22 protein-coding genes and 2 pseudogenes are annotated in these 20,081 nt (G+C 71.7%); 15 read left to right on the forward strand and 9 right to left on the reverse strand.

The annotated features are described in order from the left end of the window. Nucleotides 1-50 precede the first annotated feature (50 nt). From B1L11_RS48970 to B1L11_RS36335, 3 genes are all read right to left on the reverse strand, one after another. Entirely contained in the window at nt 51-227 is a 177-nt protein-coding gene (locus B1L11_RS48970; RefSeq protein ID WP_218671527.1) for a hypothetical protein, read from the reverse strand. A gap of 22 nt (nt 228-249) precedes the next feature. Then, a complete protein-coding gene (locus B1L11_RS36330) occupies nt 250-663 on the reverse strand; it encodes a hypothetical protein (RefSeq protein WP_079319823.1) in 414 nt (137 codons plus the stop codon). Between the two features lie 103 nt (nt 664-766). Next, nucleotides 767-1,342 (reverse strand): hypothetical protein, encoded by a 576-nt coding sequence (locus tag B1L11_RS36335; protein WP_143737796.1) that lies wholly within the window; start codon nt 1,340-1,342, stop codon nt 767-769. Between the two features lie 124 nt (nt 1,343-1,466). On the opposite strand from B1L11_RS36335, the gene B1L11_RS36340 reads away from it, so the two are divergent. The 5 genes and pseudogenes from B1L11_RS36340 (at nt 1,467) to B1L11_RS55485 (ending at nt 5,253) form a co-directional block, all read left to right on the forward strand. Beyond that, nucleotides 1,467-2,564, forward strand: coding sequence for a spermidine/putrescine ABC transporter substrate-binding protein (locus B1L11_RS36340; RefSeq protein ID WP_079319825.1), 1,098 nt, complete (start codon nt 1,467-1,469; stop codon nt 2,562-2,564). Then, on the forward strand, nt 2,561-3,427 hold the full coding sequence (locus B1L11_RS36345) for an ABC transporter permease (RefSeq protein ID WP_143737797.1): 867 nt from the start codon (nt 2,561-2,563) through the stop codon (nt 3,425-3,427). Before B1L11_RS36340 ends, B1L11_RS36345 begins: the two co-directional genes overlap by 4 nt. Next, the gene (locus B1L11_RS36350; protein WP_218671528.1) at nt 3,420-4,193 is read left to right on the forward strand and encodes an ABC transporter permease; all 774 of its coding nucleotides are present in this window, start codon (nt 3,420-3,422) and stop codon (nt 4,191-4,193) included. Before B1L11_RS36345 ends, B1L11_RS36350 begins: the two co-directional genes overlap by 8 nt. After that, nucleotides 4,190-4,611, forward strand: a pseudogene (locus tag B1L11_RS54315) (ABC transporter ATP-binding protein); the annotation flags it as partial. The gene B1L11_RS36350 and the pseudogene B1L11_RS54315, both read left to right, overlap by 4 nt. Before the next feature lie 384 nt (nt 4,612-4,995). Further along, nucleotides 4,996-5,253 carry a TOBE domain-containing protein gene (locus B1L11_RS55485; protein WP_372974760.1) on the forward strand — a complete coding sequence of 86 codons (258 nt, stop codon included), beginning with the start codon at nt 4,996-4,998 and terminating at the stop codon, nt 5,251-5,253. Here the strand turns inward: B1L11_RS55485 and B1L11_RS36360 are convergent. After that, nucleotides 5,231-5,848 (reverse strand): TetR/AcrR family transcriptional regulator, encoded by a 618-nt coding sequence (locus B1L11_RS36360; RefSeq protein WP_079319826.1) that lies wholly within the window; start codon nt 5,846-5,848, stop codon nt 5,231-5,233. The genes B1L11_RS55485 and B1L11_RS36360 overlap by 23 nt on opposite strands. A 117-nt stretch (nt 5,849-5,965) precedes the next feature. On the opposite strand from B1L11_RS36360, the gene B1L11_RS36365 reads away from it, so the two are divergent. Genes B1L11_RS36365 through B1L11_RS52840 form a run of 4 tightly spaced genes read left to right on the forward strand, consistent with a single transcriptional unit; the run spans nt 5,966 to nt 10,107 of the window. After that, nucleotides 5,966-7,252, forward strand: coding sequence for a glycosyltransferase (locus tag B1L11_RS36365; RefSeq protein ID WP_079319827.1), 1,287 nt, complete (start codon nt 5,966-5,968; stop codon nt 7,250-7,252). After that, nucleotides 7,249-8,700, forward strand: coding sequence for an FAD-binding oxidoreductase (locus tag B1L11_RS36370; RefSeq protein WP_079319828.1), 1,452 nt, complete (start codon nt 7,249-7,251; stop codon nt 8,698-8,700). Before B1L11_RS36365 ends, B1L11_RS36370 begins: the two co-directional genes overlap by 4 nt. A 10-nt stretch (nt 8,701-8,710) precedes the next feature. Further along, nucleotides 8,711-9,934, forward strand: coding sequence for an aldehyde dehydrogenase family protein (locus B1L11_RS36375; RefSeq protein WP_256863199.1), 1,224 nt, complete (start codon nt 8,711-8,713; stop codon nt 9,932-9,934). After that, nucleotides 9,877-10,107 carry an aldehyde dehydrogenase family protein gene (locus tag B1L11_RS52840; protein ID WP_256863200.1) on the forward strand — a complete coding sequence of 77 codons (231 nt, stop codon included), beginning with the start codon at nt 9,877-9,879 and terminating at the stop codon, nt 10,105-10,107. Before B1L11_RS36375 ends, B1L11_RS52840 begins: the two co-directional genes overlap by 58 nt. Before the next feature lie 15 nt (nt 10,108-10,122). On the opposite strand, the gene B1L11_RS36380 is transcribed toward B1L11_RS52840, so the two are convergent. Beyond that, nucleotides 10,123-10,803, reverse strand: a complete 681-nt coding sequence (locus tag B1L11_RS36380; RefSeq protein WP_079319829.1) for a DNA alkylation repair protein — start codon at nt 10,801-10,803, stop codon at nt 10,123-10,125. Then, a complete protein-coding gene (locus B1L11_RS36385) occupies nt 10,800-11,480 on the reverse strand; it encodes a TetR/AcrR family transcriptional regulator (RefSeq protein ID WP_079319830.1) in 681 nt (226 codons plus the stop codon). The genes B1L11_RS36380 and B1L11_RS36385 overlap by 4 nt, the downstream gene beginning before the upstream one ends. Nucleotides 11,481-11,566: 86 nt before the next feature. On the opposite strand from B1L11_RS36385, the gene B1L11_RS36390 reads away from it, so the two are divergent. The 3 genes from B1L11_RS36390 (at nt 11,567) to B1L11_RS36400 (ending at nt 15,376) form a co-directional block, all read left to right on the forward strand. Further along, nucleotides 11,567-12,943, forward strand: coding sequence for an alkaline phosphatase (locus B1L11_RS36390; protein WP_079319831.1), 1,377 nt, complete (start codon nt 11,567-11,569; stop codon nt 12,941-12,943). Nucleotides 12,944-13,017: 74 nt separating this feature from the next. After that, a complete protein-coding gene (locus tag B1L11_RS36395; protein WP_079319846.1) occupies nt 13,018-14,505 on the forward strand; it encodes a glycoside hydrolase family 3 protein in 1,488 nt (495 codons plus the stop codon). A 46-nt stretch (nt 14,506-14,551) separates the two neighbouring features. Further along, complete coding sequence (locus B1L11_RS36400; RefSeq protein WP_079319832.1) at nt 14,552-15,376, forward strand: RimK family alpha-L-glutamate ligase; 825 nt, start codon at nt 14,552-14,554, stop codon at nt 15,374-15,376. On the opposite strand, the gene B1L11_RS36405 is transcribed toward B1L11_RS36400, so the two are convergent. The 3 genes and pseudogenes from B1L11_RS36405 to B1L11_RS36415 form a co-directional block, all read right to left on the reverse strand. Beyond that, a complete protein-coding gene (locus B1L11_RS36405) occupies nt 15,366-15,857 on the reverse strand; it encodes a TIGR00725 family protein (protein ID WP_079319833.1) in 492 nt (163 codons plus the stop codon). The two genes, B1L11_RS36400 and B1L11_RS36405, sit on opposite strands and share 11 nt — an antisense overlap. Before the next feature lie 10 nt (nt 15,858-15,867). Next, nucleotides 15,868-16,622: pseudogene (locus tag B1L11_RS36410) on the reverse strand (SDR family oxidoreductase). A 32-nt stretch (nt 16,623-16,654) separates the two neighbouring features. After that, complete coding sequence (locus B1L11_RS36415) at nt 16,655-17,188, reverse strand: flavin reductase family protein (protein WP_079319834.1); 534 nt, start codon at nt 17,186-17,188, stop codon at nt 16,655-16,657. Between the two features lie 526 nt (nt 17,189-17,714). On the opposite strand from B1L11_RS36415, the gene B1L11_RS36420 reads away from it, so the two are divergent. From B1L11_RS36420 to B1L11_RS36430, 3 genes are all read left to right on the forward strand, one after another. After that, nucleotides 17,715-18,467: a GntR family transcriptional regulator gene (locus B1L11_RS36420; protein ID WP_030510734.1), complete on the forward strand. Its 753-nt coding sequence runs from the start codon at nt 17,715-17,717 to the stop codon at nt 18,465-18,467. A 215-nt stretch (nt 18,468-18,682) separates the two neighbouring features. After that, the gene (locus tag B1L11_RS36425) at nt 18,683-19,345 is read left to right on the forward strand and encodes a GNAT family N-acetyltransferase (RefSeq protein ID WP_079319835.1); all 663 of its coding nucleotides are present in this window, start codon (nt 18,683-18,685) and stop codon (nt 19,343-19,345) included. A 51-nt stretch (nt 19,346-19,396) separates the two neighbouring features. Further along, nucleotides 19,397-20,077 carry a copper homeostasis protein CutC gene (locus B1L11_RS36430; RefSeq protein ID WP_079319836.1) on the forward strand — a complete coding sequence of 227 codons (681 nt, stop codon included), beginning with the start codon at nt 19,397-19,399 and terminating at the stop codon, nt 20,075-20,077. The last annotated feature ends 4 nt before the right edge of the window (nt 20,078-20,081 follow it).

A 20,081-nucleotide genomic window follows, 5' to 3' on the forward strand; every position in this document is an offset into this window, starting at 1 on the left:
GTCGGGTAAGTTCCGACCTGCACGAATGGCGTAACGACTTCCCCGCTGTCTCAACCACAGGCCCGGTGAAATTGCAGCATGCCGAGGAACACGACGCGGTCGAACCGCCCCTCCTTGAGCCGGTTGGCCAGCCCCTCGAACGGATCGCCGCCGTCCAGGAGGCCGGCCAGCGCCTCCAGCGCCTCCGGCTTCGCCTCCAGGTCGGCGAGAAACAGCCCCGCGTCCACGTCCATCTCCTTCGAAGAGTCTTCAGGCGTACCAGGTCCGCAGCACGCCCATCGGCGCGTACCGCCAGCGCGGCAGGTGGCGGGCGGCGTAGATCAGTTCGCGGCACTCCTGCTCGACCTCGAACGGCCGCAGCAGCGACCGGTCGAGCAGGTCGGCGCGGCCGGCCCGCGCGAGCGTCCGGGCGTAGGCCGCCGTCAGCTCCCGGCGCGCCGCTTCGGCCCAGGCGGCCGTCGCGTCCGGGTCGGCGGACCTGCGTCTGAGCGCCACCTGCCCCGCGTGGTCCACGCTTGTCGTGAGCTGCGCGAGGTCGCGGGCCGCGGGCTGGTAGGGGTCGGCGTCCGCCACGGTCGGGTTCCCGTCGAAGTCGACCACCGCGTAGCCGTCGCGCCAGCGCAGGATCTGTCCCACGTGCAGGTCGCCGTGGACGCGGATCAACGGTGTGGCGGGGACGCGGGCGAGGGGCTCCAGTTCCCGGCGCAGGGCCTCGGCCCGCCCCGCCAGCCACGCGCCGTCCGCGCCGTCCGTCAGCGCCAGGGCCTCACGCAGCGCATCCTCGGCGCGGGTCCGCCACGCCCCCTCGCCGCCGGGCGGCGACAGCCGTACGGGGTCGGGGGAAGACCGCGGACGGGGTGGCCATCGCGAGGTGCAGTTCGGCGGCGAGCGCGCCGACCTCGGCGGCGAAGCCGGTGCGGCCGGCCTCGGCCTCGTCGACGCACCACTCCCAGCCGTCCCGCGCCTCGGGAAGGTACGCCGTCACCAGGGCGACCAGCGCGTCCTCCCAGTAGACCGCCGCGTACGGCGTGGCCGTCCGGGCGAAGCCGGCCAGATGGGCGAGCAGCCCGGGCGCGGGATGCGGGGCCCGCGACGGCCGGGGGAACCACTTGACGACCACGGTCTCGCCCGCGACGACCGAGTGGTTGGTCTGGTCCACCGTGATGGCCCGTTCTCCGGGGGGCACCGGCGGCAGCGGCCGCAGCGCCCGCACCGAAAAGGGCGGCGGGACCGCTTCCCGCGCAAGGTCGCGCAGCACATGCTCGGTGACCCCTTCGGCCGTCTCCAGCGTGAGGACGCCGTCAGGGCCCTCGATCACACGAGGCCAGCGGGAGCCTTCCACTCGGTCTCCTGAACATGGATTCAACGCGGCAACAAAACGAGCAGGTAGACGTAACAGGAAAAGTCTTGTCTATGTTGATCCGTCCTGCAACACTGGCCGCCATCCTCACGCAAGGGAGCCCTCCATGACGCGCCGCGTGCCCCTCGTCGTGGCCTCTGCCTTTCTGGCGTCCGCCCTGACCGCCTGTGGTGGAGGCGCGGCGACCGACTCCGCGGGTGCGCCCGCGACCCTCGACTCCAAGGCGGACCTGTCCAAGCAGAGCCTGACGATCTCGATCTGGGACGGGTACAGCCCGAAGGATCTTCCGCAGCGGGTGAAGGCCGCGCTCGGTTTCGACACCAAGGTCGCCATCCACGACACGAACGAGACGATCGTGGCCAAGCTGACCGTCGGAGGCGACAGCGGCATCGACGTGGCGTTCGTGTCCGGTCAGTACGCGCAGGCGCTCAACGCGCAGGGCCTGCTGGAGCCCATCCACCGTGAGCTGGTCCCGAACCTGAAGAACCTCTACCCCGAGGCGTCCCAGCTCGCCTACGACAAGGGCAACGTCTTCTCCGTCCCGTACACCTGGGGGACCACCGGGCTGTGCTACCGCAGCGACCTGGTGAAGACGCCGCCGACGAGCTGGAACGATCTGCTCAGCCCGGCCCCCGAGCTGAAGAAGAAGATCACCATGATGACCACCGAGCGGTGGCTGGCGCTGCCGGCGCTCAAGCTGCTCGGCGCCTCGGTCAACACCACCGACCAGGCGGTGCTCGACAAGGCCAAGGCGATGCTGCTGAAGGTCAAGCCCGACCTGCTGGCCTACGACGACACCACGTTCGGCGACCGGCTCAAGTCCGGCGAGGCCGTGATGGTCGAGGCGTGGGACGGCTGGTGCCCGACGTCGGAGAAGAACATCAAGTTCGTGGTGCCGAAGGAGGGCAGCGACCTCTGGGCGGACACGATGGTGATCCTCAAGAGCTCGAAGAACAAGGAGGCGGCGCACGCCTTCGTCAACTACATCCTGGACCCCGACGTCCACGGCTGGGTGCCCGCGAACATCCTCTACAGGATCCCCAACAAGGCGGCCATGGACAAGGTCGACCCGGCACTGCTCAAGAGCTACCCGGCGCTGGCGCAGCCGCCGGCCGAGCTGCTCAAGGGTGAGAGCCTGGTCGACCTCGGCGAGGCGTCCACCGCGTACACGCGCCTGTCCACCGAGGTCTCGGCGGCGCAATGACGGCCCGACAGCCCGCCCGCGTCCTCGGCAAGGCGGCAGGCCGCCTCGCGACGATGGGGCCCGGGTTCGGCTACCTGACCGTCTTCCTGCTGGTCCCGCTGGCGCTGGTGCTGAGCTACACCGTGTTCAGGCGGGGCCGGTTCGGGGGAGTGGTCTACGAGCCGACCGGGGAGAACTTCACCCGCCTCGCCGACCCGCTCTACCTCGACGTGGTGATCGGGTCGGTGAAGCTCGCGGCGATCACGACGCTGCTCGCCCTGCTGCTCGGGTATCCGACGGCGTACATGATCGCGAGGCTGCCCGCCCGGTGGAAGGTCGTCGCCCTGGTGGCGGTCGTGCTGCCGTTCTGGACGAACTTCCTCATCCGTACGTACGCCTGGATCGTGCTGCTCAACTCCGAGGGGCCGGTGAACTCCGGGCTGAAGGCGCTCGGCCTGGGGCCGGTGGAGCTGCTCTACACGGACGGCGCCATCGTCGCCGGGCTGCTCTACGCCTATCTCCCGCTGATGATCCTCCCGCTGTACTCCGCCGTGGAGCGGCTGGACCCGCAACTGCGGGAGGCCTCGGCGAACCTGGGCGCACGGCCGGCCAGGACGTTCTGGTCGGTGACGCTCCCGCTGTCGCTGCCCGGCGTGCTGACCGGATGCGTGTTCGTGTTCGTGCCGAGCCTGGGCAACTTCGTGATCCCGGAACTGCTCGGCGGCGGACGCCGGATCATGGTCGGCAACCTCATCCGCGACCAGTTCCTCAAGGCCCGCGACTGGCCGTTCGGGTCGGTTCTGGCGCTGGCCGTGATCGCCGTGCTCGTGTTGCTGCTGTTCGCCCAGGCGTGGGCCGCGCGGAGGGCGGGACGCGGTGCGTAGACACGGCTGGCTCCGGCTGCCCTTCTGGCTGACCTATCTGTTCCTGTACGCGCCGATCGTCGTGCTCGTCGTGATGTCCTTCAACCGGAACAAGTCGCCCTACTCGTGGGGCGGCTTCTCGCTCGACTGGTACGGGAGGCTGGCGGGCAACGCCTCGATCCGTACCGGGCTGCTGAACACGCTGATCGTCGCTCTCGGCTCGACGGCGCTGTCCACGGTGCTCGGCACGCTGCTCGCGGTCGGGCTGGCCCGCCACACGCGCTCGCGGCTGCTCGACGCGCTCTCCACGCTGCCCGCGATCCTGCCCGACCTCGTCATCGCGATCGGGCTGCTGGCGTTCTACTCCGCGGTCAGGATGACGCTCGGGCTGCACTCCGTGCTGATCGCGCACACCGTCTTCGGCATGGCCTTCGTCGCGGCCGTGGTCCGGGCCCGGCTGGGCGGCATGGACACGTCGCTCGAGGAGGCGTCCCGGGACCTCGGCGCGACCCCGCTGACCACGTTCGTCAAGGTCACCCTGCCCACGCTCGCCCCGGGCATCCTCGCGGGCGCGCTGCTCGCCTTCACGCTCTCCCTGGACGAGTTCGTGATCGCGTTCTTCACCGCGGCTCCGTCCGAGCCGACGCTGCCGATCGTCATCTACTCGATGGTGCGGTTCGGCGTGACCCCCGAGATCAACGCGCTGGCGACGCTGCTGCTCGCGGTGAGCTTCACCGTCGTGATCGTCGCGCAGCGCCTGACCAGACTTACCGAGGCCCTGCGATGACTCTCATATCCATCGACGGCGTCAGCCGCCGGTTCGGCGAGGTGACCGCGCTCGATTCGGTCGACCTCGACATCCGGCAGGGCGAGTTCTTCGCCCTGCTGGGGCCGTCCGGCTGCGGCAAGACCACCCTGCTGCGGATCCTCGCCGGGTTCGAGCAGCCGGACACCGGCTCGGTGCGGCTCGACGGCGCCGACCTGCTCGCGATTCCCGCGCACCGCCGCCCGGTCAACCTCATGTTCCAGTCGTACGCCCTGTTCCCGCACATGAGCGTGGAGAAGAACGTGGCGTACGGCCTGGAACGGGAGCGGCTGCCCGCGCGGAGATCCGGGAGCGGGTCGGCGCCGTGCTGGAGACCGTCGGCCTGACCGCGCAGGCCCGCCGCAGGCCGCACGAGCTGTCGGGCGGGCAACGCCAGCGGGTCGCCCTGGCCAGGGCCGTCGTCAAGCGGCCCCGGCTGCTGCTGCTCGACGAGCCGCTGAGCGCCCTGGACAAGAAGGTCCGCTCGGAGATGCAGCTTGAACTCAAGCGGCTGCAGCACGAGGTCGGCATCACCTTCGTCGTGGTCACCCACGACCAGGAGGAGGCCATGTCGCTCGCCGACCGGATCGCGGTGATGAACGGCGGCCGGGTCGAGCAGGTGGACGCTCCCGTGGACCTCTACGAACGGCCGCGCACGCCGTTCGTGGCCGGCTTCATCGGGGCCAACAACCTCTTCACCGGCAGGGTCACGGGCAAGGGCCTGGAGGTCGACGGGCTGGGCGTGCTCCCCGCGCCCGCGGGGAGCGAGGAGGGCGGGACGGCGATGCTCGCGGTGCGGCCGGAACGGATCCGCCTCGGCCCGGTCACGGCCGGCGAAGGGGTGCTGCGCGGCCGGGTCGTCGACGTGAGCTTCTACGGCGGCGTCTCCCACGTCGCGCTGAGCGTGCCCGGCCACGACCGCGCGGTGCTGGCGGCCACGCAGGGGCGGGCGAGGGTGGAGACCGGCGCCGAGGTCGCCGTCTCCTGGGACGCCGACGACGCCGCCCTCGTCGACGGGGTCAGCGGCGATCGGCGGGCCTGAGCGGATGGCCCGTGGCCAGGCGGGCGTAGTCGAGGATCAGCTCGACGGCCTTGTCCGGGTCGATCGAGTGGTGCCGGGCGATGATGCGGTAGCCGTACGCGTCCTCGAGCGCGACGAGGTTGCGGGCGATGGTCTCGGAGTCCTGCGCCAGCGTGAAGACGCCGTGGGCGGCGCCCGTCTCCAGGATCGTCTGGTACATCGACACCTGCCGGTCGAACAGCGTGGTCAGCAGCGTCGCGTAGACGCGGTTGCGGCCGGCGGCGCCGCCGAGCTCGCACAGCAGCCGCACCCCCGCGTCGTCCGGGCCGTCGGGCAGGCCCGAGCGGATCGTGACGACGAGCTTGTCCGCCGGGTCGGAGATGCCGCCGATCTTCTTCATGCGCCGCTCGTAGAAGCGCTCCATGCCGGCGTGCTGCGCCTCGATCAGCAGCTCGCGCAGGTCGGGGTAGTGGTAGAGCACCGCGCCGGAGGTGAGCCCCGCCTCCTCGGCGATCTGGTTGAGGTGGACCCCCTCGGCGCCGTGCTGGAGCATCGCCCTGTGGGCCGCGTCGATGAGGTCGAGCCGCCGGTCCGCCTTGCTCTTGCGCTGCGTCATCCCACCCCTCTCATTGCACCTCGCTTCACATCGCGCACACGATACTCCCCCAGCTCTTGACGGGTGTATCGCCCTCGTATTTGAATCTCGCTTCAACTAGCTTCGGAGGAGCCCCGAATGACGGCCACGCCCTTGACGATCCTGTTCATGCCGGAGAGCGCCTACGGGCCGACGAACAACTGCGTCGGGATCGGCGACGTCCTGCGCCGCCGTGGCCACCGCGTGGTGTTCGCCGCCGAGGCGTCGTGGAAGGGCAAGCTGGAGGCGCTCGGTTTCGAGGAGGACCTGGTCGACCTCGCGCCGCCGGCGCCGGAAGAGGACGGGGCGGAGCAGGACCCGGGCCAGTTCTGGAAGGACTTCATCCGCGACACGGCGCCGGAGTACCGCAAGAGCACCCAGGACCAGCTGGAGACGGTCGTCAAGCCGATCTGGGAGGCGCTCATCGACGGCGCCAAGTACTGCGAGCCGCAGCTCAAGGCCATCATCGAGCGGGTGCGGCCGGACGTGATCGTCGAGGACAACGTGGTGGCCTTCCCCGCCCTGGTGACGGCGGGCGTCCCTTTCGTACGGATCGTCTCGTGCAATCCGCTGGAGGTGAAGGGCCCGGGCGTGGCCCCGCCGTTCTCCGGACTGCCGGCCGACGGCACCGGCTGGGCGGAGTTCCAGGCGGAGTACGACCGGACCCACCGTGAGATGTGGGAGGCGTTCAACGCGTGGGTGGTCGAGCAGGGCGCCCCGGCCCTGCAGGACCTGGAATTCATCCACGAGGGCGACGCGAACCTGTACGTGTATCCCGAGATCGTGGACTACGCGGCCGAGCGTCCCCTGGGGGACTCCTGGACCCGCGTCGACTCGTCCGTACGGGAGACCGACGAGGAGTTCACGCTGCCGGACATCCCCGGCGAGGGCGCGCTGATCTACTTCTCGCTGGGTTCGCTCGGCTCGGCCGACGTCGAGCTGATGCGCCGCGTGATCTCCGTGCTGGCCCGCACGCCGCATCGGTACATCGTCTCCAAGGGCCCGCTGCACGAGGAGATCGAGCTGGCCCCCAACATGTGGGGCGCGGAGTTCGTCCCGCAGACGAAGATCATCCCGCTGGTCGACCTGGTGATCACGCACGGCGGCAACAACACGACGACCGAGGCGTTCCACTTCGGCAAGCCCATGATCGTCATGCCGCTGTTCTGGGACCAGTACGACAACGCCCAGCGCGTGCACGAGACCGGGTACGGCGTCCGCCTGGACACCTACGGATTCGCCGACGAGGAGCTGACCGGGGCCATCGAGAGGCTGCTCGGCGACCAGGACCTGCGCGACCGGCTCGCGGCGGCCGGCGAGGAGATCCGCCGCCGCGACGGCCTGCGCGTGGCCGCGGACGTCATCGAGAACATCGCGGCCAAATGACCAAGGGCAGCCGTCTGATCGGGGACGCCGCTCCACGGGTCTTCTGGACCGACCGGCCCGGGGCGCCCGGCCCGTACGAGCCCCTGCACGGCCGCACCACGGCGGACCTGCTGGTGGTCGGCGGCGGCTTCACCGGACTGTGGGCCGCCGTGCTGGCCAAGGAGGAGAACCCTGCCTGCGACGTCGTCCTCGTGGAGGCGCGCTCGATCGCGTACGGCGCGAGCGGCCGCAACGGCGGGTTCGTCTCCGACTCCCTGACCCACGGGCTCGCCCAGGGGACGCGCCTGTGGCCGTCGGAGAACGCGGCCCTGCTCGCGCTCGGGCGGGCGAACCTCGCGGCCATCGCCCGCTTCGTCGACGACCACGGCATCGACGCCGACCTCCGCCTGGTCGGCAAGACCACGGTCGCGGTGGCGCCCCACCAGGTGGAGGAGCTGAGGCGGGCCGAGAAGCTGCACCGCGAGCACGGCGAGGACGCGGTGTTCCTCGGCCGCGACGAGATGCGCGCGGACGTCGACTCGCCCACCTATCTCGCGGGGCTGCGCCTGCGCGGCACCGGCGGCGTCCTCGACCCCGCCGGGCTCGCGTGGGGCCTGGCCCGCGTCGCGGCGCGGCTCGGGGTGCGCGTCCACGAGGGCACCGAGGTCACCGCGCTGACCCGGACCCGGACCGGCGTGGAGGCCCGGACGGGAAACCGCGGCGTCGTGAACGGCGCGGTGGACGGCATGGTGAAGGGCATGGTGAAGGGCGCGGAGAAGGGCACGGTGAGCGCCGGGCAGGTGCTGCTGGCCACCAACGCCTTCCCCTCGCCCCTGCGCAGGCTGGGCCTGTTCGTGCTGCCGGTCTGGGACTACGTGCTCGTCACCGAGCCGCTGTCGCCCGAGCAGCGGGCGTCGCTCCGGTGGCCGGAGGGCCAGGGCCTGACCGACGCGGGCAACCGGTTCCACTACTACCGGCTCACCCGCGACGATCGCATCCTGTGGGGCGGTTACGACGCGATCTACAACTTCGGCGGTGGCGGCTCGGAGCAGCGCGACGCCACGCACGAGCGGCTCGCGCGGCACTTCTTCGCGACGTTCCCGCAGCTGCGCGGCCTGCGCTTCACGCACAGGTGGGGCGGGATGATCGACTCGACCAGCCGGTTCACCCCGTTCTTCGGCACGGCGATGGGCGGGCGGCTGGCCTACGCCCTCGGATACACCGGCCTCGGCGTCGGCGCGTCCAGGTTCGGCGCGCTGACCGGCCTCGACCTGCTGGCCCGGCGGTCCACCGCGCGGACGCGGCTGCGCATGGCCCGCCGTCACCCGGTGCCGTTCCCGCCCGAGCCGCTGCGCTGGCCGGTGGTGCAGCTCACCCGCCGCGAACTCGCCCGCGCCGACGAGAACGAGGGCCGCAGGGGGCCCTGGCTGCGGTCACTCGACCGTTTCGGCATCGGCTTCGACAGTTGAGGACGGCCTCATGACGACATTGATCAATCCCGCCGACGGCCGGGCCGTGGAGGACGTGCCCGACACCCCGCTCGACGGGGTGGCGCGGGCCGTACGCGGGGCCCGGGAGGCCTTCGAGCAGTGGCGCGAGACGACGCCGGGGGAGCGGGCGCGGGTGCTGCTGCGCCTGGCGGACCTCGTCGAGCGGGACGCCGCGGAGCTGACCCGGCTGGAGGTCGAGGAGACCGGCAAGCCCGCCGCCGTGTTCCGGGACGGCGAGCTGCCGTTCGCCGCCGACAACCTCCGGTTCTTCGCCGGCGCGGCCAGGTCCCTGGACGGCACGGGCGCCGGCGTGTTCAGCGCCGGATACACGTCGGTGCTGATCAGGCGGCCCATCGGGGTCGTGGGGGCGATCGCGCCGTGGAACTTCCCCCTCATCATGGCGGTCTGGAAGATCGGCCCGGCCGTCGCCGCGGGGAACGCCGTGGTGATCAAGCCGGCTCCCCGGACGCCCCGCACCACGCTTCGGCTCGCCGAGCTGTTCGCCGAGGCCGGGGCCCCGGAGGGCCTCGTACGGGTGGTGACCGGCGGCGCGGACGTGGGGCGGGCCCTGGTGACCGACCCCGGCGTGGACATGGTCAGCGTCACCGGGTCCACCGCCACCGGCCGCGAGGTCATGCGCGGCGCGGTGGACGGCCTCAAGCGGGTCCATCTGGAGCTGGGCGGCAAGGCGCCCGCGCTCGTGTTCGCCGACGCCTCGCTTGAGGACATGGCGGCCGGGGTGGTCATGGGCGCCACCTACAACACCGGCCAGGACTGCACGGCCGCGACGAGGGTGTACGTCGAGAGATCGCGGTACGCCGAGGCGGTCGAGGCGCTGCGGGAGGCCGTCGCCCGCGTCCGGCCCGGCGACCCCTGGGCGCCGGACGCCGACATCGGCCCGCTGATCAGCGCTGAGCACCGTGAGCGGGTGCACGGCTTCGTGACCAGGGCGTCCGGCCGCGTCGTCCACGGGGGCGCGCCGATCGACGGGCCCGGCTTCCACTACGCGCCGACGCTGATCGCCGACGCCGACCCGGCGAGCGAGATCGTGCGGAGCGAGGTCTTCGGCCCGGTGCTGGTGGCGATGCCGTTCGACGGCGAGGACGAGGCGGTGCGGCTCGCCAACGCCACGCCGTACGGGCTGGCCTCGTCGGTGTGGTCCACGGACGTGCGCGCGCCCTGCGCGTCTCGCACCGGCTGGACGTGGGCGTGACCTGGGTGAACGACCACCTGCCGATCGCCTCGGAGGCGCCGCACGGAGGCGTGAAGGGCAGCGGGTTCGGCAAGGACATGAGCCAGGAGGCCGTGCTGGAGTACTCGGTCACCCGGCACCTCATGATCAAGCACGCGGCCCCGCAGGCGCGCGACTCGTTCCGCCCCGCCTGACCAGCCCCGCCTGCTCTACGTGTCAGGGATGTTGCGCAGCGCCTCGCGGCGGCTCAGCCCGCTGATGCCCTGGTGCTTCACGTAGCGGAGCACCTCCTGCGGGTTGGTCTTCGCGTACTCCCGCAGCGCCCAGCCGATCGCCTTGCGGGCGAAGAAGTCGGTGTCCGACAGGCTCGGCTCGATGCAGGCGTAGAGCAGGTGGACGTCGGTCCGGTCCTTGAACGAGTTCTGGCACAGGATGGCGGTGCGCCGCTTCCACAGGTCGGGGTCGTGCGCCCACTCCAGCACCAGGCGGCGCATGCTCTCGGGGTACAGGCGCAGCAGCGTGCCGATCCGGTGCACGGCGATGTCGTCGACCAGGTCCCACCAGGCCCCGGTGACGACCATCTCCTCGTACATGGGGATGGTGTAGAGCGTCTGCCAGGACCGGTAGAAGCGGTGCGCGGACAGCTCGATGGCGGCGTAGCGCTCCTCGCGGTATTCCGCCTCGCGCCACAGCGCGAGCACCGCCCTGCGCCACTCGGGGGCGCTGTCCAGCCGGTGCTCGGCGAAGACCTTGCGCAGCGCGGCCCGCCGCGGCACGGCCGTCACCCCGAGGAACGGCATCTCCGACTTCATGTACGACCGCATGGAGGCGGCGCGCGCGGGGTCGGCGAGCTCGGTCAGCGCGTGCCGTACGGCCTTGAGTAGCGTCATGACGGCTGGCTCGCCCGCTCGCCGGTCGCCAGGCCGTCGAACAGCAGCTTGACGAAGTGGTCGGCCAGGGCGTCGGTGTCGAGCCTGCCGCCCGGGCGGAACCAGCGCACGGTCACCCAGATCGTGTCGCGGATCATCCGGTAGGTGAGCTTGGGATCGACGTCGGGGCGGAACTGACCGGCGGCCTGGCCGCTCGTGATCTGCTCCACCCACATGCGCTCGACCTCGTCCTCGGCCCGCACCAGGTAGTCGAACCGGTCGCCGGGCAGCGAGCGCAGGTAGTTCCAGTCGTTCTGCATGACCGTGATGGCCGCCCGGTGGTCCTCCAGCGTGCCGAAGCCGATGCGGACCATCTCCGCCAGGACGGAACGCGGGTCGGCGTGCGTGGTCAGCGCCGCGCGGTAGCGGGTGATCAGATCCTCGAGGAAGGTGCGCAGCACCTCGTCGACGATCGTCTCCTTGGAGTCGAAGTGGTGGTAGAGGCTCCCGGAGAGGATGCCGGCCTCAAGCGCGATCTCCCGCACCGTGGTGGCCTGGAAGCCCTTGCGTGCGAACAACTCGGCGGCGAGCTTGACGAGGTGGTCGCGCCGTTCGGACGCCGAACCGGCCGTCCCCCGCTTCGCCTTGACCGGCGCGGCCGTGCCGCCGGAGTCCTTACGCTGGTTCACGGCTCCCATTATGGCCGTCGAGCAAGAGCTTGTTCACATTCTCGCCTCGGCCGACCTCCCCGCACGACCGGGATCTGTAGGGCAGGATCGAACCCATGGCGAAAATGGGGTATCCGTTCACCTTGGGGGTGGCGTCAGGAGAGCCGTTATCCGACGGCGTGATCCTGTGGACCCGTCTGGCCCCCGAGCCGCTGCATCCGACACAGCCCGGCGGCATGCCCAGCCGGGCGATGACCGTACGGTGGGAGCTCGCCGAGGACGAGGGGTTCACGAAGGTCCTCCAGTCGGGCACGGCCCCCGCTCAGCCGGACTGGGCGCACAGCGTGCACGTACGGGTGACGGGGCTGCGGCCCGCGGCCGACTACTTCTACCGCTTCTCCATCGAGGGCCACGTCAGCCCGGTGGGCCGCACCAGGACCGCGCCCGGCCCGGATTCGACCGCCCCCGTCCGGTTCTGCTTCGTCTCCTGCCAGCGCTACGAGCACGGCTACTTCACCGCGCTGCGCCACCTCGCCGGCGAGCGGCCCGACCTGGTCCTCCATCTCGGCGACTACATCTACGAGTACGGCAAGCCGAAGAACCCCAAGCCGGGCCGCTGGGTGCGCCCGCTCGAGTCGACGGCCGAGTGCACGACGCTGGGCGCCTACCGCGACCGCTACGCCCGCTACAAGATGGACCCGGACCTGCAGGCCGCCCACGCCGCCGCGCCGTGGATCGCGATCCCCGACGACCACGAGGTCCGCGACAACTGGGCGGGCGCGCTGCCCGGTGACGGCGGCAGCCCCGCCGCCTTCCTCAAGCGCAGGGCCGCCGCGTTCAAGGCGTACTACGAGCACCAGCCGCTGCGCGTCCGCCCGTCCGGGTCCGGCCTGCAGAACTACCGTCGGCGGCCGTACGGCCGGGTGGCCGACTTCCTGCTCGCCGACACGCGGCAGTATCGGGAGGGGCGCGACATGCTCGGCGCCGAGCAGGAGAAGTGGCTGATCGACCGGCTGCACGGATCGACGGCCCGGTGGAAGGTGCTCGCCCAGGCGGTGTTCTTCTCCCAGCGCAAGTTCCCGCTCGAACCCGTCAGCGCCGACGCCTGGGACGGCTACCCCGACTCACGCGCCCGCGTGCTCGCCGCCGCCCCCGACGGGCTGGTCGTGCTGAGCGGCGACGTGCACAGCGCGTACGCCTCCGACGTGCGCGCCGACTGGGCGGATCCGGCCTCCCGCGCCCTCGGGGTCGAGTTCGTCGGGCCGTCGGTGACGAGCATGCCGGGCGTCACCGACGCGAGCGCGATCCTGGAGCTGAACCCGCACATCGCGTTCTTCGACAGCCGCCACGGCTACGTGTCCTGCGTGGCCGACATGGAGAACTTCCGGGCGGACTACCGGGCCGTGGCCTTCGTGGACCGTCCCGGCGCACCGCTGACCACGATCGCCGGCTTCGAGGTGAAGGAGAACAGGCTCCACCGCGTCGATGTGTGACCTTCCCTCTAGCAAATAGGAAACTTTCCTATTAGATTGCGGGGCATGCCTGAGCGATGCCCTGCGGGCGCAGCATGAAGCGAAGCCCTGACCTGCTCCGTCTGGCCGACACGGTCCTGTTGCCCGGCTTCACCGGGACCACCGCCCCCGACTGGGTGCGGCGGCGGCTCGCCGGCGGGCTCGCCGGTGTGGTGCTGTTCTCCCGGAACGTCGACACCCCGGCCCAGCTCGCCGCACTCACCTCGGCCCTGCGCGCGGAGAATCCGGAGATCCTGATCGGCATCGACGAGGAAGCCGGGGAGGTGACGAGGCTTGAGGCCCGTACGGGCAGCTCACGGCCGGGCAACTACGCCCTGGGCGTCGTGGACGACGTGGAGCTGACCGAGCGGGTGGCCCGCGACATCGGGTGGGACCTGCGGGCGGCGGGGGTGAACATCGACTTCGCCCCGGCCGCAGACGTCAACTCCAACCCGGACAACCCGGTCATCGGCCTGCGGTCGTTCGGCGCCGATCCGCTGCTCGTCGCGCGGCACACGGCCGCCTGGATCCGCGGCCTGCAGTCCACCGGCGTGGCGGCCTGCGCCAAGCACTTCCCCGGGCACGGCGACACGTCGGTCGACTCCCACCACGGCGTTCCGCGCGTCACGGTCTCCCGGGAGGAGCTGGCCGAGGTCGAGCTGTGGCCGTTCCGGGTGGCCATCGCCGAGGGCGTGCGCTCGATCATGACCGGCCACCTGCTGGTCACGGCGTACGACGAGGACCTGCCGGCGACGCTCAGCCCCCGCGTCCTCACCGGCCTGCTGCGCGAGGAGCTGGGCTTCGAGGGCCTGATCGTCACCGACGGCATAGAGATGGCCGCCGTCTCCGGCCGGTACGGCCTGGGCGGCGCGAGCGCGATGGCCGTGGCGGCGGGGGCCGACGCGGTCTGCGTGGGCGGGGAGAACGCCGACGAGGCGACCCACGAGCACATCCGCGACGCCGTCGCGGACGCGGTGACCGAGGGCAGGCTGTCGGAGGAGCGGCTCGCCGACGCGGCTGCGCGGGTGCGCGCCCTGACCGCCTGGCAGATGCAGGCCCCGCCCCTGGACGACCGCCAGGACGAGATCGGGCTGGTCGCCGCCCGCCGGGCCCTGCGGGTGACCCGGCACGGGGCGGACGGCGTGCTGCCGCTGGCCGCCGCTCCGCACGTGGTGGAGCTCGCGCCGGAGACCAACCTCGCGATCGACAAGGGCATGCCGTGGGGCGCGGGGGAGCCGCTGAGCAAGCTGCTGCCCGGCACCACGGTCGCCCGGCTGCGGCAGCCGGACGTCCACAACGGCGTCGCCGGCACCGTGCTGAGCCAGGCCGCCGACCGGCCCCTTGTCATCGTGGTGCGGGACGCCCACCGCCACCCCTGGCAGACCGACCTGCTGGAGCGCCTGCTGGCCGCCCGGCCGGACGGCGTCGTGGTCGAGATGGGGCTGCCGGGCCGTACGGACCTGGGGGCGGTCCACATCGCCACGCACGGCGCCGCCCGGGTCTGCGGCCAGGCGGCGGCCGAGGTGCTGGCCGGCCTCGCCTGACATCTCCCATAGCATTGGTCACTGCTGACATGCGAATGGGAGCGTCATGAAGGTCGCCTACGTCACCACGGACCATCCGGCCGCCGGGCAGGACGACGAGCGGGAGATCGTCCTCGCCGCCTGGCTCGGGGCCGGCATCGAGGGCTCGCCGGTGAGCTGGCACGACCCCCGCGTCGACTGGTCGGACTTCGACGCGGCGGTCGTCCGCTCCGCCTGGGACTACATCGAGCGCCGTGACGAGTTCGTCGCGTGGGCCCACCGGGTGGAGTCGGTGACGCGGCTGTTCAACCCGGCGTCGGTGATCGAATGGAACACCGACAAGACCTACCTGCGCACGCTCGGCGTGCCCACGGTTCCCACCCATTGGGCCGAATCCGGAACGGACCTGCCCGAATGGGACGAGTACGTGGTCAAGCCCGCCGTCTCCGCGGGGGCCCGGGACACCATCCGCACCACGGACCGGGACGCCGCCGCGGGCCACGCGGCCACGCTGCTCGCCGCAGGCCGCACGGTCATGGTCCAGCCCTACATCCCGTCCGTCGAGCAGGAGGGGGAGCTGTCGCTGCTGTACTTCGGCGGCCAGTTCAGCCACGCCGTACGGCGGCACCCGATGCTCACCGGCGTGGCGGAGACCGCGGAGAACCGCGCCACGCTGCGTGACCCGGACGACGACCAGTTCGCCCTCGCCGAGCGGGTCCTGGCCGCCGTGCCGGAGAACCTGCTGTACGCCCGGGTGGACCTGGTGCGGATGCCGGACGGCGAGCCGGTCCTGATCGAGCTGGAGCTCACCGAGCCCTACCTGTTCCTGCGGGACGAACTGGCCGCGCCCGACCTGTTCGCCGAGACCCTCGCCGGGATGCTCAAGGGCTGAGCGGGCGGGCCCGCTCAGCGGCGGCGAGCGCCAGCCGTACGGCGTCGGCCGGGCCGGCGGCGGCCACCGGACCGGGGACGGGACCTCCCTCGGCGTCGAGGACCCGCCACCCGCCGAGGGTGATGACCGGCGTGCCGGCCCGCTGGGCGAGGGCCAGCTCCGACAGCGTGCCCCAGGAGCCGCCCACGACGACGACCGCGTCGGCGGCCCGCACGATCAGCGCGTTGCGGGCCTCGCCCAGGCCGGTGGGAAGGGCCACGGTGAGGTCCGGGCTCGACCCGGCGCGGTCCCGGCCGGACAGGACGCCGACCACGACGCCTCCGGCCTCCCGCGCGCCCGCCGCCGCGGCGGCCATCACCCCGCCGTACCCGCCGCACAGCACGACCGCGCCGCGCTCGGCCAGCAGGCGGCCCACGTCACGGGCCGCCTCGGCCTCCTGCGGGGTGCACTCGCCCGGCCCGCACACCGCCACCTGCCACATGCGCACAACGCTAGGCGGAGATGCCGCCGTCCACCGGGATCACGGTGCCGGTCAGGTACGACCCGGCGCGTGAGGCGAGGAAGACGGCCGCGCCGGCCATGTCGTCGGGCCTGCCGATCCGGCCCAGCGGGACGTTGCTCTCGATCGCGCCGCGCATCTGGGGGTCGTCGAGCGCGAAGGCCATCATCTTCGACTCGAACGGCCCGGCGCGATCGCGTTGACCGTGATCGACTCCCGGGCGAGCTGGCGGGCCAGGTGCCGGGTCAGCATGTGGACGCCCGCCTTGGCCGCCGAGTACGCGTAGTTCTCCATGAACGGCACCCGGAGCCCGTCGATCGACCCGATGTTGATCACACGTGCCGGGTCGTCGGGCGACGCGGCGGCGCGCAGCAGGGGCAGGAAGCGGCGGGTGAGGAAGAAGACGCCCTTGACGTTGATGTTCCAGAGCTTGTCGAAGGCGTGCTCCGGATACTCCTCCAGCGGCGCGCCCCAGCTCGCCCCCGCGTTGTTGACGAGCACGTCGAGCCGGCTCTCCCGCTCCGACACCGCCTGCGCCAGCGCCTCGACGCCGTCGGGGGTGGACAGGTCCGCCTGTACGGCGTGGCAGCCCAGCTCGGCGGCCGTCGCCTCCAGCTCGTCCTTCTTCCGTGAGGAGATGTAGACGACGGCGCCCGCGTCGAGGAACCCGCGCGCGATCATCTTCCCGATGCCCCGGGACCCGCCCGTGACGACGACCGTCTTGCCTTCCACCGAGAACAGAGTCATGCGGGCAGCATACCGACCGGTCGGTTCCCGCGTCAGGGAGTGAAGCTTCCGTACGCGCCGCGGAAGAACACCAGCGGGCCGCCGTCGTCGTACCGGTCGAGCCCGGTGACCCGGGCGACGACGATCACGTGGTCGCCGGCCGGATGCTCCCGGTCCACCGTGCAGTCGATCCAGGCGAGCGCGCCGTCCAGCACGGGCGCGCCGCCGGGGGACAGGGCCCACGACAGGCCGGAGAACTTGTCCCCGCCCTTCGCGGCGAGCCGCTCGCACACCTGCTCCTGGTGGTCGGCGAGCACGTTGACGCACAGGGTCGTCGCGGCCTTGAGGCGCGGCCAGCTCGTGCTGGCCCGCGAGACGCAGAACGACACCAGCGGCGGATCGAGGCTCACGGACGTGAAGGAGTTGACGGCCAGGCCGCACGGCTCCCCGGTCTCCGGGTCGATCGCGGTGACGGCCACGACGCCGGTGGCGTACCTGCCGAGGACGTTCCTGAAGTGCTGGGGATTGACGGCCGGAATCCTCCTGGCGCCGTCATGGCCGACCCTCCGGGCCACAGGGGTGCTCATCGCGCACGTGCCTCCTCAGTCGCCTCCCCATGAAGTCAAGGAGACCCGGAGTCGATGCATTCCCTGTGTGACTAACGGTGGCGCGTCCTGGCGGGCGTGGGGGACCCGCCAGGACGCGCTCCGCCCCGGCGCGAGACCTCGACCCCGGCGAGGGTTGGGGTCGAGATCTCGTTCAATCGCACGGAGTCCATGGGGAGCGGCCGACCGGCCGCTCCGGCGTGCGGTGGTACCGCGTGCTCGGGCATGTCACGCCGTTCCCGCACAAGGCGGTCATGTCGGTGGATACCGACAGCTCTGACATGTCGTTCCCGTTGCTCTGATAGGTCTGGGCTCTGGCAGGTCTGGGCTCGCGCCAGGGCGAGTTCGGCGTTCCCGCACCGACCGCCCTCACGGGCCCACCTCCATTGGATGGATTTGTACCAACGTTTGGATAATGCGCGGCTGGGTGGGCTCAGGTCAAGGGGTTGTTTCCCGGTAGACCGAGATCCTCTAGATTTGTTGGAACAAAAGGGTGGATTGAGGAAAGATGGCACGATCGTCGCTCTACCAGCAGGTGGCCGCTGAGGTACGCAGGGCCATCTACGCGGGCGAACTCGCGCCGGGCGACCAAATCCCGACCGAGGCCGACCTCATGGAGGCGCACGGCGTCAGCCGCAACACCGTACGGCTGGCCCTGGGCGAGCTGGAGAACGAGGGTCTCATCCTGCGGATGCGCCGGCGTGGAACGTTCGTACGCGAGCGCCGCCCCCTCCTCATGCGCCCCCAGGACGAGTTCCTCCCGTACGACCAGGAGGGGCGGCGGTTCGACACGTTCGTCCACGCGGTCCGCTCCGAGGGCCGTACGGCGGACCAGAGGATCGAGGTCTCGATCGTCGAGCCGCCCGAGGACGTGGCCACCCGCCTCGCCCTCGCCGACGGCGCGCTGGCCGTCGTGCGCCGCCGGCTGCGCTTCGTGGACGGCCAGCCGTACAACACCTTGGACTCCTACTTCCCCCTGGAGATCGTGGGGGACTCCGAGATCGCCCGGCCCGGCGACATCACGCGCGGGGCCAACCGGGTGCTGGAGGAGCTGGGCCATCTCCAGGTTCGCGTGATCGACGACCTGTCGGCCCGCATGCCGACCTCTGACGAGTCGTCGCGGCTCCAGCTCGAGCCCGGCACTCCGGTCGTCGTCCACACCAGGGTCGGCTACGACGCCGACGACACGCCCGTCCGCGTCGCCGTGTCCGTGCTGCCCGCAGACAAGCATCTGATCCGATACGAGCTGGAACGTCATTGACGAGGCCCGGACGCCCCCTCGCCTGAGCGGGCGTCCCCGGCCGCCGGGCCCTCCTCCGGAGGGCCGTTCCCGCGATTCCCGTCCTGACCCCGGCAGGGGACCGCGCCGCGCCCGCGCGCCCTAGCGGGTCCGCCGTCTCCGGACGGACGCTGTACGGCATTCCGCCGTCACTCTCAGTGATCAAATCGCCGCCGTCGGCACGAAAGGAATCAGGCATGCCTGCGAACACCCTGGATCTTGTTACGGAACTCACGCTGCGTCGCGCCACCCCGGCCGACCTGCAGGGGGTCCTCGCCCTGCTGGCGCGCACCGCCGGGTGGCTGAACGGCCTCGGCGTACGGCAGTGGCCCGCCGACGGCTTTCCGGCCGAGCGCATCGAACCGCTGATCGCCGAGGGCGTCATGTACCTTCTGGACGCCGGCGAGGACGCCGGACGGGTGCCGGCCGCCACGATCGCGGTGGACGGCCATGCCGACCCGGAGTTCTGGACCCCCGCCGACCGCCCCGGCGACGCGCTCTACGTGCACAAGCTCGCCGTGAGCAGGACCTACTCGGGCCAGGGCCTGGGGGAGACGCTGCTCGACTGGGCCGCCCTGCGGGCCGCCGCCCACGACCGGCCGTACCTGCGGCTGGACTGCGCCAAGGACAACGCCCGGCTGCAGTCGTACTACCGGAAGGCGGGTTTCCGGCACGTCCGCACCGTCGACCTGCCGCACCGAGCCTCAGGCGCGCTCTTCGAGCGCGACGCCTCCGCCGCGATCCCGGCCGCGCTGTCCTATCGCCGCACGCCGGCGGTGCCGGCCCAGCGCTCGGGACATGCGGCGCAAGCCTGGAGAGTTCTTGACATCACTGCGCACAACGAGTTGATCGAGTGCTGAACAGGGCGGATGCCGTGAGGCACCGCAAAGGGACCGGATACTGTTCACTTCATGACGGGATCCCTCCTTGAAGTGATCGCGCTCGACCTGCGTGACGCCGTGGCCGCCGAGGAGGGCGGAGCGGACCGCCTGGAGATCGTGTCCGACATGGACTCGGGCGGGCTCACCCCCTCGGCGGATCTCGTCGCGGCGATCGCGCGCGAGTGCGGGCTGCCGCAGATGGTCATGCTCCGCTGCAACGCCGGGTTCACTGTGACGTCGGAGGAGCTCGACCGGCTGCGCGGCCACGTCAAGGAACTCGCCGAGGCCGGCGCGGCGGGCTTCGTCTTCGGCTTCCTGTCCGAGGACGGGTCGGTCGACAGGGAGGCGACGGACGCGCTGATCCACGCGGTCTCGCCGCTGCCCTGGACCTTCCACCGCGCCGTGGACCACGCCGCCGACGTGCGGGCCGCCTGGCGTGCCGTACGGCTGCTGCCGAACCTGGCGACCGTCCTCACGTCGGGCTCGCCCGAAGGCGTCGGCAGCGGTCTCGGAGTGTTACGCGCGCGGGCCGAGGCGGGGGACGCCTCGCTCGTGCTCGCCGGCGGGGGCCTGCGCGAGGAGCACGTCCCGGTGCTGCTCGACTACGGCGTCCGCGCCTTCCACGTGGGCACCGCCGTGCGGGGCTCGTGGCGGGAGCCGGTGGACGCCGACCGGGTCAGGCGCTGGCGCCGCATCGTCGACCGGTTGTGACCGC

The sequence above is a fragment of the Microbispora sp. GKU 823 genome (assembly GCF_002027145.1).
Taxonomy (GTDB): Bacteria; Actinomycetota; Actinomycetes; order Streptosporangiales; family Streptosporangiaceae; genus Microbispora; species Microbispora siamensis.